We start from the raw sequence: 12,946 nt of genomic DNA, 5'->3' as shown, positions 1-12,946 counted from the left end.
AGTCGGTACTTTCCCACGGACAGAAGCAGGCAGTGGAACTTCGCCACGACGAGTGCAGCCGAGGGCAAAACCTTTGGTCTTGAACTCTTCCGTGCATCGACAGTGGCGATCATCCGCCACGTCAAGATCCGTGCATCTGCTAACCCGTTCGACCCGGAATGGACCGAGTATTTCGCCCGTCGTCGAACCTTGAAACGCTTCGCCAGACTACCCGGTGCCAGCCCATGGTGCTGATGAGTGGCTCGAGCCGTATGCGGGGAAACTCGCCTGTACGGTTCCAAGGGGGCGGTGGCGCAGTAATGCGCCACTGCTACCCGACTTCGTGTGAAATCTGGCGGTTTGGACCCCAATGCCATTGCGAATCAATGAGTTGCAATATCGCTGGTCGTGTGAAAGGCGGAAAGCGGCAAAGCCTTGCTGCAGGCGGCTCATCGGTTGATCACCGCCACTTTTGCACGAAAGGTACGATCATCCCAGGGTAGAAGTCGGCTGCTCGGCCACCCGTAGTCGGTGGGGTGTTGGCCTGTTGCAACCCGCCGTGTATATCAGATCAGGTAGATTTGCCAATGCGGGATGCCGCCGCATGAGATGAAGAGCAACAACAGGTAGAGAAATGGGTCGCAGGAGAAAGGAGCCCTCGCTTAGCGAGGTGTTGATGGATGCGCCGTGGTGGGTATCCGCCGCGCTGGCCGTGGGTGCCTACATTGTGTTTCGCGCGGTCGTGCCAGCGATATTCGCGTCGAGTCCGTTGTTGACGGGCATTTCCGTGTTAAGCCAGTCGTTAGCCTGGGTTCCCGCCGCCATGTTCGGCTTCCTAGGTGTGCTGTCATACATCCGTGCGCGGGGTAGGGCAGGGACCAGCAAGCAAGAAGTCTTGATCAGGGCTCGGCGCTTCCGCACGAGCCGACCGTCCTCGCCGCCCAAGTCACCCCGGTCCTCCAGTGAATCGGCCAAGCCAAAGGAGGCCGTGGGCCCGCCAGCGCGGACAGTACCGTCACCGGAGAAGCCAGAAATCAATAGCTGGACGCTGGATGCCCTCAAGCAGTTAGAGTGGAAGCGATTTGAGCTACTCTGTGTTGGGTACTACGAGGCGATGGGGTTCACGGTCAAGACCGTCCCCCATGGGCCCGATGGCGGCATCGATGCTACTTTGTACAAGGCTGGCCTAGATGTTCCCGTGGCCGTCGTCCAATGCAAAGCATGGAGTAAGCCGGTGAAGGTGGAACAGGTCCGTGCACTTGCCGGCGTCATGCACGAACACAAGGTGCGTCGAGGCGTTTTTTGGTCGTTGTCTGGCTATGTCGGGCGGCCGGTGCAGGAGTCTGCAGAGCGGGCCGGCATTCAATTACTTGATGGTGCCGGAATCGTCGAACGGATTCGCGCGCTCGATCAGTATAGGCAATCGACGTTACTGAAGCAGGCGTTTCGGGGCGACTACCTGACACCAACGTGCGCTGCCTGCGGAATCAAGATGGTGGAGAGGAAAGGGCCCGCCGGCCCATTCTGGGGTTGCCAAAACTATCCCGATTGCAAGGTTAGACTGGCCCGCAACGTCTAGGAACCGGCTCGATCAATCATCGCCGCCACGCTCTCAGGCAACAAGGTTACTCTCGGGAAGGGGGCTGGTTCTTCGGCAGGGCTCGAGCGCCGATTTTCTGCCTTGATACTAGATCGCCAGGTATGTCTCATGAACGGTCTGCGGGAATCGCCAAAGCTAGTCTGCGTTACTGGAAGCCAGAGCAGCGTGGACGCCGGCAAAGACCTGCCACCCCTATCCGGTCGGCTCTTCCCGACCCATTACGGCCGTTCCATGAACTCCGGCTGAGAGGCCGGATTAAGACCCATAGCAGTCGCACGAGCGTAAGCAGAAGCCTCTATTGCAAGTTATCCCATTTCTTCGGTCGATTTTTGAAATTTGGCGACCAAGAAGTCAATGAAAGCGCGCGCGCGCGCTGTCTGGTTGCGACGCTGGGAGTAGTAGACAAAGAGGTCGGCCGACGGCAGTTTGAACTGTGGTAAGACGACTCGCAACCGGCCGCTCTCCAGATATTTTGCCAAGTCCCACTCGGACCGAATCAGGATGCCGTGCCCATCCAGCGCCCAGCCGAGAACGATATCCCCGTCGTTGCTGGATAGCGCCCCCGCGACCTTCACGCTTTCGTGATGCCCCGCCTGCTCGAAGCGCCAAATCGCATGGGCTTCGTCGTTCTGTCTGTGAATGATGCAGCGATGCTTGTGAAGTTCGGACAATGATTGCGGCGATCCGAATTTGTCCAGGTAGACCGGCGAAGCACAGAGAAAGCGACGGTTCGACATGATACGCCTGGCGCTCAAACGATTATCCGGCAGCGTCCCAAACCGGATTGCCAGGTCGACCCCGCTGTCCACCAGGTCTACAGGGCGATCCGTGACTTCAAGCTGTACTTCCACCTGCGTATAGCGCTTTGCAAACTCGGAAACCAGAGGTGCAATGGTGGTCCGTCCGAAGCCGAGGGTCGCATTGACGCGGAGCAGTCCACGCGGTTCGGCGCCGCTGCTCGCCACAACGCTCTCCATCTCCCGGAGGTCGGCCAGAATCCTTTGCGCATACGCCAGATATGTCTCGCCTTCGTTCGTCAGGCTAATGCGCCGTGTAGTGCGGTTCACCAAGCGTACACCAAGGCGGCTTTCCATCAAGGCCAGCCTTTTTGTCGCTGCGGGAGGCGTCAGATCGAGTTCGCGCGCCGCTGCGGCTAAAGAGCCGTGCCGAGCGATCAGAACGAAGAACTCCAGTTCGGACGCGATCTCAGTCTTCACTTTGGGAGAATAATGAAATGAAAGTGGTTCAATTGTAGTACGCCATTCCGCGCCTAAGCTACGTACTCCGACGCCCCAGCGTTCATGTCATGTGAGTCAGGAGACACATTGTGAGAATCGTAGAAATTCGCGAGAAGACCTTCCCCATCAGCTCGCCCATCCGCAACGCCTACATCGACTTCAGCAAGATGACCCTCAGCCTGGTAGCCGTGATCACCGACGTGATCCGCGACGGCAAGCCGGTCGTCGGCTATGGCTTCAATTCCAACGGTCGCTATGGCCAGGGAACCCTGATGCGCGAGCGCTTCATTCCCCGCATCCTGGAAGCCGATCCGGAGTCGCTGATCGACGCCACCGGCAACAACCTTGATCCGCACAAGATCTGGGACACCATGTTCAAGAACGAGAAGCCGGGTGGCCATGGCGAACGTTCGGTGGCCATCGGCACGATCGACATGGCGGTCTGGGATGCTGTCGCCAAGATCGAAGGCAAGCCGCTGTTCCAATTGCTGGCCGACAGATACGGCAATGGGCAGCCCGACCGCAAGGTGTTCGTCTACGCCGCCGGCGGCTACTACTACCCCGGCCAGGACCACAGCAAGCTGAAGGACGAGATGCGCAGCTACATCGACCGCGGCTACACCGTGGTCAAGAAGAAGATCGGCGGCGCTTCGCTGGACGAGGATTTGCGCCGCATCGATTCGATTCTGAGCGTGCTGCAGGATGGTCAGAAGCTGGCCGTCGACGCCAATGGCCGCTTCGATCTCGATACCGCCATCCAGTACGCCAAGGCGCTCTCCCAATACGATCTGTTCTGGTACGAGGAGCCGGGCGATCCGCTGGACTTCGAGCTGCAAGCCACGCTGCGCAACTACTACGACAAGCCGATGGCCACCGGCGAAGACCTGTTCTCGATGCAGGACGCCCGCAACCTGATTCGCTACGGCGGCATGCGCCCGGATCGCGACTACCTGCAATTTGACTGCGCGCTCAGCTATGGCCTGGTGGAATACCTGCGCACGCTGGACATGCTCAAGCAGCACGGCTGGTCAGCCAGCCGCTGCATTCCGCACGGCGGTCATCAGATGTCGCTGAACATTGCCGCTGGCCTGGGCCTGGGCGGCAACGAGAGCTACCCCGACCTGTTCCAGCCATTCGGCGGCTTCCCCGATGGCGTCAAGGTCGAGAAGGGCTACCTGACGATGCCGGACCTGCCCGGGATCGGCTTCGAAGGCAAGTCGGACCTCTATAGCGTGATGCAGCAACTGTCGGCGTAAGCCGCAGCATTTCAAAAACATAAACGGAGACAACCATGTGGATCAAGCAAGCGGCAATCCGCGCCGCCACCCTATGCATTGTTAGCGGTCTCTTCGTCACATCCGGCTACGCCCGTGCCGAATACCCGGAGAAGCCTGTCACCCTGGTTGTCCCGTTCGTGGCTGGCGGCCCGAGCGACAAGATCGCGCGAGACGTCGCCGAATCGCTGCGCAAAACGCTCGGCACCACGGTCGTCGTGGAGAATACCGCTGGCGCCGGCGGTACTATCGGCACGGCGCGTGTCGCCCGGGCGACCCCGGATGGCTATACGCTGCTGGTTCACCATATCGGCTTGGCGACGTCGCCAGCCCTGTACAAGAAGCTCGGCTACAAGACCTCGGACCTGGAATTCCTGGGGCTAATCAACGAGGCCCCGTCGACACTGATCGGCAAGACTGCGCTACCGCCCAACAACCTGTCCGAACTCAAGAAGTTTATTGCGGCGAATGGCGGAAAGCTGAACCTGGCCAACGCAGGCGTGGGCTCGGCGTCGCACCTTTGCAGCTTGCTGCTGCAAAGCACGCTTAAGAGCGACATGACTTTCGTACCGTACAAGGGAACGGCGCCCGCGATGTCCGACATCATGGGCGGGCAAGTCGATCTGATGTGCGAGCAGGCCACCAACAGTACGCCGCAGATTGAAGCCAAGAAGGTCAAGGCGTTTGGGGTGACAAGCGCCCAACGCTCGACGGTACCGGCTTTGGCGAGCATTCCGACACTCAACGAAGCCGGCTTGCCGGGATTCAACTTCACTGTCTGGCACGGTTTGTATGCGCCTCGCGGTACCCCGGCGGCCGTACTCGAGAAGATCAACAAGGCCCTGCGCGCAGCGCTGAAGGATCCGGCGCTAATCAAACGTGAAGAGGCATTGGGCATCACGGTTGTCACCGACGACCGTCTCTCACCGGCAGGCCATAAGAAGTTCTTCAACGAAGAAGTTAATCGGTGGACGAAAGTCATCACGGACGCTGGCATTCAGCCGGAGTGACTGCATAGCGTTCCCCACCGGGCACGGCACCTGGTTTGGTGCCGTCCCGTCTTTCCCCAACATTCTTGATCGCCACGCGGCTCCGATGTACTGGAGCTGCCATAGGGCCCCGTGCGTCCGCAGCTTGGCGGTTGCACCACGAATCGCACCTGCAGGAGACAACAGTGCGGCCTTCATTTCTGAAGAAACACCTATCGAAGCTTTACGTTCAGGTTCTCATCGGCATCGTTGCCGGGATTCTTCTCGGGCACTTTATGCCGGATCTTGGTGAACAACTGAAGCCGCTGGGCGACATCTTCATCAAGCTGATCCGGATGCTGTTGGCGCCCATCATCTTCGCCTCGGTTGTGGTCGGTATCGCGAGGATGAACGATATCCATGAGGCCGGACGCGTCGGCGTGAAAGCGGTCATTTACTTTGAGATTGCGTCGACCGTAGCGCTTGCCATCGGGCTCATCGTCGTCAATGTGTTCAAGCCCGGCCATGGCATGAATATCGATCCCACACAGCTTGATGGCGGTGCGATCAAAGCCTACACGACTGCGGCAGAGCACCACACGATGCTCGACTTCCTGATGAGCATCGTACCTAACACCGTGGTGGGCGCGTTCGCGAATGGGGAGATGCTGCCGATCATCTTCTTCTCGATGCTCTTGGCCATTGCGTTGGCACGGCTGGGTCCCCGCACGGCCCCCTTCGTCGACATGCTTGATATGTTCCTTCACGCCATGTTCGGCGTGGTCAGGATCGTAATGCATGTGGCCCCGATCGGTGCGTTCGGCGGCATGGCGTTCACGGTTGCCAAGTACGGCATCGGTACGCTGGCCTCCTACGGCGAGTTGATGCTTTGTCTCTACTTGACGTCCATCGCGTTCATCGTCCTGGCATTGGGAGCGGTGATGCGGGTATCGGGCCTGTCGCTATGGAAATTCATCCGATACATCAAGGATGAGATCTTCGTGACGCTGGGAACCGCGTCCACTGAAGCGGTTCTTCCGCAGATGCTGGTAAAACTGGAAAGGCTGGGATGCGCCCGGCCCGTGGTTGGGATGGTCTTGCCGACTGGCTACACCTTCAACGCCGACGGTACCGCTATCTATTTGACGATGGCGACGATCTTCGTGGCACAAGCCATGAACATTGACCTGACCATCTGGGACCAACTGATCGTCCTCGGCGTGCTGCTGCTGACGTCAAAAGGATCAGCGGGGGTGGCTGGCGCCGGATTTGTCGCGCTCGCTGCAACACTGGCTTCGATGAACAAGATTCCTGTGTCGGGACTTGTGCTGTTGCTCGGTATTGATCGCTTCCTGAATGAGGCGCGCGCAGTCACTAACCTGATCGGAAACGGCGTGGCAACGATTGCCGTTGCACGATGGGAAGGCGCCATTGACATGCAGAAGGCGCGAGACGTCCTGGACGGGCGTCGAGATGAGCTACTTGACGACGCTCCAGGTGAGGCCAACGAGCCCGCACTTGCACCACGTCCCAACCACTAATAGCTGGGTCCCGGCCGCCAACGCCGCCGGAACGAAGCACTGCCGGAACTCCACATGAACACCAGGACTACTGCACCGAGCTTGCGCGAAGCCGCGCTTGAATATCACGAGTTTCCTTCGCCGGGCAAACTGACCGTCTCGCCGACGAAGCAATTGCTGAACCAACGCGACCTATCCCTTGCCTACTCTCCGGGGGTTGCTTACCCCTGTGAGGAGATCGTTGCAGACCCCCTCAACGCTGCCCGCTATACCGCCAGAAGCAATCTGGTAGGCGTAGTCACAAACGGCAGTGCCGTACTGGGACTTGGCAACATCGGCCCTTTGGCGGCGAAGCCCGTGATGGAAGGCAAGGCCGTGCTGTTCAAGAAATTCGCCGGCATCGATGTCTTTGACATCGAACTCAACGAGAGTGACCCTGAAAAGCTGGTAGAAGTGATCGCCGCGCTGGAGCCGACGTTTGGCGGCATCAACCTGGAGGATATCAAGGCCCCCGACTGCTTCACAGTCGAGCAGGGCTGCCGCTCCCGCATGAAGATTCCCGTGTTCCACGACGATCAGCATGGTACAGCCATCGTCGTAGCAGCGGCGATTACGAATGGCTTGCGTGTCGTGGGCAAGCATATCGCCGAAGTGAAGTTGGTGGCTTCCGGCGCGGGGGCGGCGGCGCTGGCGTGTCTTGACCTGCTGGTTGACATGGGGATGCCGCTTGAGAACATCTTCGTGACCGATCTCGCCGGCGTCGTCTACAAGGGACGAATGGAGCTGATGGATCCGCACAAGGAGCGCTTCGCACAGGACACGCCCGCCCGCAGGCTGGGGGAAGTCATTAACGGCGCCGACATCTTTCTTGGGCTGTCGGCCGGTGGTGTGTTGAAGGAAGAAATGGTCAAGGCCATGGCACCGCAGCGCTTGATCTTCGCCCTGGCCAATCCGACCCCCGAGATTGCGCCGGAGATCGCGACTGCCGCCCGTCCCGACGCCGTGCTGGCAACAGGCCGGGCCGACTATCCCAACCAGGTCAACAATGTGCTTTGCTTCCCGTTCATTTTCCGCGGGGCGCTGGATGCCGGGGCGACGACCATTACGCGGGAAATGGAAATCGCCACCGTCAACGCCATTGCGGAGCTGGCGAGGCAGGAACAAAGCGACATCGTATCGACAGCGTACGGCATCAAGGAGCTGAGTTTCGGACCCGAATACCTGATCCCGAAGCCGTTCGACCCGCGCCTGATCGTGACGATTGCCCCTGCGGTTGCACAGGCGGCCATGGATTCCGGGGTTGCCACGCGGCCCATCGAGGATATGGAAGCGTATCGCCAGCATCTTCAACAGTTCGTCTATCACAGCGGCAACCTGATGAAGCCGGTCTTCCAGCAAGCGAAGAGCGTCGCTTCTGCCAGAAAGCGAGTCGTATTTGCAGAGGGCGAGGAGGAGCGTGTCCTGAGAGCGGTGCAGATCGTCGTCGACGAGCAACTCGCAACGCCAATCCTCGTCGGGCGACCAGATGTCATTGCGAAACGCATCGAGAAGTTGGGCTTGCGCCTGCGCCCGGACAGCGACTTCGCCGTGGTCAATACCGAACACGACCCGCGTTACAAGGACTTTTGGCAGTCGTACTACCGGATCATGGCTCGCCGAGGCATCAGCGAACAAATGGCGAAGCTGGAAATGCGGCGCCGTACAACCTTGATCGGCGCCATGCTTGTCGAGAAAGGGGAGGCCGATGGCATGATCTGTGGGACGGTAAGCACACCGCATCGACACCTGCATTTTATCGATCAAGTCATCGGCAAGAGACCGGGTGCCAATGTGTTCGCTGCGCTGACCGGTCTCGTGTTGCCAGGGCGGCAGATATTCCTGGCCGACACCCATGTCAATATCGATCCGTCTGCCGAACAACTGGCCGACATCGCTGTCATGGCAGCGGAGCAGGTGCGCCGGTTCGGTATCGAACCCAAGGTTGCGTTCGTTTCCCACTCCAACTTCGGGACCAGCGACTCGGCATCGGCCCAGAAGATGCGTAGCGCTCTTCAAGTATTGCGTAAGCGCGCTCCGCAGTTGCAGGCAGACGGCGAAATGCATGGTGACATTGCGCTGGATGCCAGCCTGCGTACGGGCAGCTTCGAGCTTGGTTTCGAAGGCGATGCCAATGTACTCATCCTGCCGAACATCGATGCCGCCAACATCTCGTACAATTTCCTGAAGGCGGCCGCGGGTAACAACGTGGCGATTGGTCCTATTCTCCTCGGCGCTGCCCGGCCAGTTCACGTGCTCACCGAGTCCGCGACGGTACGACGCATTGTCAACGTCGCTGCGCTGCTGGTCGCCGAGGCGAGTGATCGCGACAAGGACCCCAATATTCTGCAGAGCTGATCGCAAAATGAACGACGCAAGCTTTGACGCAAGCAAGGGGGCGCTCAGACTGGCTTCTGCATCGCTTGCCGGCATGGCGCTGAAGGAGCTGCCTGAGCAGGAACGACCCCAGACGCTGGAGCAAGGCTATGCAGTGCAGGCCGCATTCGTGGACAGGCTGGAAGAGGGGGTTGCCGGTTGGAAGCTGGCGGGTGCTTCCCCGCGCGGACTGCGCGGGGAGTTGCCGAACCCGCCGGCTACTGGAGTCCTGATTCCTTCTCGTGTAGTCCAGTCTGGTGCCGTCGTGCAGCTACCTGCTGGACGAAGCGCTACTTTGGAGGTTGAGGTGGCCGTTTGCTTTTCTCGTACGGTTTCGCCACGAGACGAAGCGTTCGACGCCGCATCGATGATCGAGTATGCAGCCGTGGCAGTCGAAGTAGTCTGTAGCAGATTCCTGGATCGGAAAGCGGTGGGTCAGCCCAGCTTTATCGCCGATAACGTTGGGTTTCACGCACTGGTTCTCGGCGGCAAGCTCAATCAGGCCGGTAGCACCGCCTTCGAGAAAGATGCCGCGCTCTGGCGCGATGGCGAGCGGATTGCCAACTTCCTGGGCGGATCCGACCGGACAATGCCGTATCTATCCCTGGGCTTCCTTTGGAACAAACTCGCAGCGCAAGATCGTGAGATCGTCGAAGGTTCCATCGTAACCACCGGTACGGTGACTGTCCCTGTGGATGTTTGTGGGAGCGGCCATTACGAAGCGCGCATTGGAGCGACTGGCCTGGCGTTTGCTCTTGCGCAGTAGGGCGCTAGTTGAACGTCTGTTGATTGATGATGTTCGGTCAGAGCCGCATTCGTTGGTGGCCGACCGCTTGTGGCCGGCAAGCGCCAGATCGACCCCGGCGTCCGTTACGCTGGCGTCGGTCGGCGGAAGCCGCCCTTTTTCTGTAGTCCGTGGCTCCCTAAAGGCCGTCCTTGAGAAGAAAGCTGTTCCTGGCTTCCGACTGAAGGTGAGCACCAAGGTGTGCAGCCGCCAGTATGTCTTTGTTAATTTTTGCCGTCAGCAGTGTTTGCTTGCCCACAGACCGCCAGCCACAGGCGCCCCACGCTACTGGGGTTCGAATCCGCCCAGGAGCCACAGATGAAACAGGTATCACTCACCATTCCAGAAATTGGACTGATTGCCGGAACACGGGCAGCAGGGGGTGCGGGCCTCGCACTGTTGCTCAGCAATCGATTGAATCCGGAACAACGTCGCGCCATCGGTTGGACGCTGCTCGCCGTAGGAGTCATCACCACATTGCCGTTAGTTGCGCTCGTGTTTGGAAGACGTCAGGCATGCAAGAACCTCGGCGAAAGTTGAAGTGATGGCGTGAGGGCTGGAGCGCACGGGCTCGACTGCCGACTATTACTGACCGATCTCTGCCTTTCGTCGGGCCAGGCCGGTAACAGACGCGTCTGTCCTATCTCAAGAGTTCGACTATCACGACATCGGTGTCGTCTCGCGCCACCATCGTAAGCTGCCGTTCATCGCTGACGACGACTCCAACGCGTGGCGCGAGCCGGACGTGTCCCACGTAAAGCCGACCATGATCGGCGACCAAATACGGCAAACCTGACGTCGGCAACACGTGATGTTCCGTCGTGCCCTCGCGTAGCGTCGCGATTCGCACGCGCGCGTCGGCATTGATGGGCAATGCCCCCCGCGCACACGTCGTCCAGATCGCCGCTCGCCAGTACAGCTTTTTGCCTCTGCCAACAACAAAGCGTACCCGTTTCTGCGTGGAACGTGAGCCAACAAAAAACATCGGGCAGAATCGAGAACAACGCTACTCATGCTCGGTATGAGAGAAACGGACAATGAGGCTCATCAAGCATTCTGCTGAGTTAGTTGTGCTCCGACCTACTGCTGGTCAGTGGCTCTGCCTGATCCTACGTGCATATCGAAATTGGGACATGCCCAAAGGCATGCCAGAGCCTAACGAAGAGTTGTTATCAGCCGCGATCCGGGAGGCTATGGAGGAAACCGGCTTGTCCACGCTTGAGCTTCGTTGGGGGGAGGACTATCGAGAAACGGAACCTTACGCGAATGGGAAGATTGCACGCTTCTATCTTGCTGTATCACCCCGCGGTGGCGTGAGCTTACCAATTAGCGCTGAACTAGGGCGCCCAGAGCACCACGAGTTTCGATGGGTGACATTTGCGGAGGCGCAGCAACTGCTGCCATCTCGGTTCGAGCCAATACTGGAATGGGCTCAGAGCACGGCCGGAGCACCGAGTTAAGGTATAAACGGAAGTCCTTATTCGCTCCCTACGCAATCGCTAAGCTTGCCTGCGTTGAGACATATTACGACTGCGAGCGCGCAGTTGGAGAATTATTCTTCTACGAATCTTTCGGATCGGACTACGCCTTCCTGTGATAAGGTAAGCGCTGTTGTGAATTCCAGTTTTAATTCAAACTGTTCGGACCTCCACTAGAAAGGAAGAATCGTATGGCTACATACAAGGAGTTGATGGCCCAGAAGCGGGCGCTCGAAGCTCACCTGGAAGAAGTGCGTGCCCAGGAAGTAGCAGGTGTCATCGAGAAGATCCAGACTTTGATGGCAGAGTATGACCTGACAGTCGAGGACATTACGAAGCGCCGACGCGGACGCCCGGCGGGCAGCGGTGCAAGCAAGCCGAAGTCCGAGCTGCCTCCGAAGTATCGTGACCCTAAGACCGGGAAAACATGGTCGGGTCGGGGCCGGACGCCGGCGTGGCTGGGTAAGAACCCGAACCGGTTTCTGATCGCAGAAGAAGCTTAACGTTCAGTCGACGCAAGACTCAGTCAAATGAATCTCGACCCCTGGACGTTACAGGGGGTTCGCTTCTCGAGAATAGCGAGTCATGTCTTTTGAAGTGATTCACGCCGAAATCATGCTTGCCCGGCCATATCTGATTCCCCGCGAACGCACAGACAAAGGGATAAGGAACGGGTATTCGTACTGGCTGAAAGTACCGCCCAGCAAGGAGCTGCGGGTTATCCGAATTTCGCAAGAGGGCGACAGCTATGAACTCGTGCGTTCGGCCAGCGAGCGAAAAGCGCTTCAACAGGTACGACAGCGCTTCTCCGGCTCAATGGATGAGCTCTTGGCCATCATCGATGAACAAGTAGAGATCATCCGGATGTATGGTCGTTAGGCGAAGCCATATGGTGCTTGGGATTGGCGTCACGCTCGCGCGTCAGTTCGTTTCCATGGCACGATACCTTCCACTTTTGGCGCGGGCCTTCTGCGTCGGCACCATCATCGTGATCGCCGCCATCGTTGCCCGGCAAGTATATCTGCGCAGCGCCACCGAAGCCGGCATGGACGGCGCTGATGAGGGTCGGGCGCGAATGATGCTGATCCGCTGCGAGACGATGCATGCCCGCCTTCAGAATCGGCACAGCTCCGTGGACGGCGCGGATGCTGACAGGCCGCTACACATTCGTTCCAGGGAATCCTGAGCTGGGAGAACGCCTGATCGGTCCAGCAGCTCTCGCAAGCGTGACATCGGCCCATCTATTCACGTACGCAAGCAGGCCCTGACGGCTCTGGACTTGCTTCGTCGACGCTTCGATATCCAAACCACGTACCGCTTTGCTCCCTGCTTGGGACCTGCCTTTCTGCAGAAGAGCAAACGACGCGCCCGGCGTGGCCCGACCGAGCCGCGTAGCCGTCGTTCCTGAAGCCCAGGCTAAAGAAAAGCCCGCGGCAAAGGCGGGCACGAATCCCTTGGTGAAAGGGAGGAGACGGACCGAGTATAAACCCTTATTCCAACTCTTGCAGATTGCTCTGCAGCAGGGCTCTGGGCATGTGACCAGTAATTTCATGATCCCGAAATTATGGATGGGCGAAGCCAGGGAGTTTCTCGGGGGCGTCCCTCTCCAACTTCATCCGGCCATGCGCGGGGTTGGCTCGTCCGGCTAGTCCGACGTTGAGTTCAATAGGAGCGGTACTTGCGTATTGTGCGC

At 59.0% G+C, this 12,946-nt stretch carries 13 protein-coding genes and 1 pseudogene; 12 read left to right on the top strand and 2 right to left on the bottom strand.

What is annotated here, in order from left to right:
* Together E1J61_RS37900 and E1J61_RS27235 are read left to right on the top strand one after the other, a co-directional pair.
* A pseudogene (locus tag E1J61_RS37900) lies at window positions 1–234 on the top strand (group II intron reverse transcriptase/maturase); the annotation flags it as partial.
* 421 nt (window positions 235–655) lie between these two features.
* On the top strand, window positions 656–1,558 hold the full coding sequence (locus E1J61_RS27235; protein ID WP_371704760.1) for a restriction endonuclease: 903 nt from the start codon (window positions 656–658) through the stop codon (window positions 1,556–1,558).
* A gap of 326 nt (window positions 1,559–1,884) precedes the next feature.
* On the opposite strand, the gene E1J61_RS27230 is transcribed toward E1J61_RS27235, so the two are convergent.
* Entirely contained in the window at window positions 1,885–2,796 is a 912-nt protein-coding gene (locus E1J61_RS27230; protein WP_133097035.1) for a LysR family transcriptional regulator, read from the bottom strand.
* A gap of 110 nt (window positions 2,797–2,906) precedes the next feature.
* On the opposite strand from E1J61_RS27230, the gene E1J61_RS27225 reads away from it, so the two are divergent.
* The 6 genes from E1J61_RS27225 to E1J61_RS27200 all read left to right on the top strand — a co-directional run bounded on the left by E1J61_RS27225 (window position 2,907) and on the right by E1J61_RS27200 (window position 10,315).
* On the top strand, window positions 2,907–4,073 hold the full coding sequence (locus E1J61_RS27225; RefSeq protein ID WP_133097034.1) for a mandelate racemase/muconate lactonizing enzyme family protein: 1,167 nt from the start codon (window positions 2,907–2,909) through the stop codon (window positions 4,071–4,073).
* A 35-nt stretch (window positions 4,074–4,108) separates the two neighbouring features.
* On the top strand, window positions 4,109–5,101 hold the full coding sequence (locus tag E1J61_RS27220; protein WP_133097033.1) for a tripartite tricarboxylate transporter substrate-binding protein: 993 nt from the start codon (window positions 4,109–4,111) through the stop codon (window positions 5,099–5,101).
* Between the two features lie 164 nt (window positions 5,102–5,265).
* Window positions 5,266–6,600: a dicarboxylate/amino acid:cation symporter gene (locus tag E1J61_RS27215; protein WP_133097048.1), complete on the top strand. Its 1,335-nt coding sequence runs from the start codon at window positions 5,266–5,268 to the stop codon at window positions 6,598–6,600.
* 54 nt (window positions 6,601–6,654) lie between these two features.
* Window positions 6,655–8,973 carry an NADP-dependent malic enzyme gene (locus tag E1J61_RS27210; protein ID WP_133097032.1) on the top strand — a complete coding sequence of 773 codons (2,319 nt, stop codon included), beginning with the start codon at window positions 6,655–6,657 and terminating at the stop codon, window positions 8,971–8,973.
* 7 nt (window positions 8,974–8,980) lie between these two features.
* Window positions 8,981–9,757 (top strand): fumarylacetoacetate hydrolase family protein, encoded by a 777-nt coding sequence (locus E1J61_RS27205; protein ID WP_133097031.1) that lies wholly within the window; start codon window positions 8,981–8,983, stop codon window positions 9,755–9,757.
* 336 nt (window positions 9,758–10,093) lie between these two features.
* Entirely contained in the window at window positions 10,094–10,315 is a 222-nt protein-coding gene (locus E1J61_RS27200; protein WP_133097030.1) for a hypothetical protein, read from the top strand.
* Between the two features lie 100 nt (window positions 10,316–10,415).
* Here the strand turns inward: E1J61_RS27200 and E1J61_RS27195 are convergent, their stop codons facing one another.
* Window positions 10,416–10,760: a hypothetical protein gene (locus E1J61_RS27195; protein ID WP_243736998.1), complete on the bottom strand. Its 345-nt coding sequence runs from the start codon at window positions 10,758–10,760 to the stop codon at window positions 10,416–10,418.
* Window positions 10,761–10,812: 52 nt separating this feature from the next.
* On the opposite strand from E1J61_RS27195, the gene E1J61_RS27190 reads away from it, so the two are divergent.
* From E1J61_RS27190 to E1J61_RS27175, 4 genes are all read left to right on the top strand, one after another.
* The gene (locus E1J61_RS27190; RefSeq protein WP_133097029.1) at window positions 10,813–11,235 is read left to right on the top strand and encodes an NUDIX domain-containing protein; all 423 of its coding nucleotides are present in this window, start codon (window positions 10,813–10,815) and stop codon (window positions 11,233–11,235) included.
* 209 nt (window positions 11,236–11,444) lie between these two features.
* Window positions 11,445–11,756, top strand: coding sequence for an H-NS family nucleoid-associated regulatory protein (locus E1J61_RS27185; protein ID WP_133097028.1), 312 nt, complete (start codon window positions 11,445–11,447; stop codon window positions 11,754–11,756).
* Between the two features lie 82 nt (window positions 11,757–11,838).
* A complete protein-coding gene (locus tag E1J61_RS27180) occupies window positions 11,839–12,132 on the top strand; it encodes a hypothetical protein (RefSeq protein ID WP_133097027.1) in 294 nt (97 codons plus the stop codon).
* Between the two features lie 10 nt (window positions 12,133–12,142).
* Window positions 12,143–12,439, top strand: a complete 297-nt coding sequence (locus E1J61_RS27175) for a hypothetical protein (protein WP_371704758.1) — start codon at window positions 12,143–12,145, stop codon at window positions 12,437–12,439.
* Window positions 12,440–12,946: the final 507 nt, after the last annotated feature.

The sequence above is a fragment of the Cupriavidus sp. L7L genome (assembly GCF_004353535.1).
Classification (GTDB): domain Bacteria; phylum Pseudomonadota; class Gammaproteobacteria; order Burkholderiales; family Burkholderiaceae; genus Cupriavidus; species Cupriavidus oxalaticus_A.
Note: the sequence above shows the minus strand (reverse complement) of the source record. Positions and strands in the feature narration are given on the sequence as shown.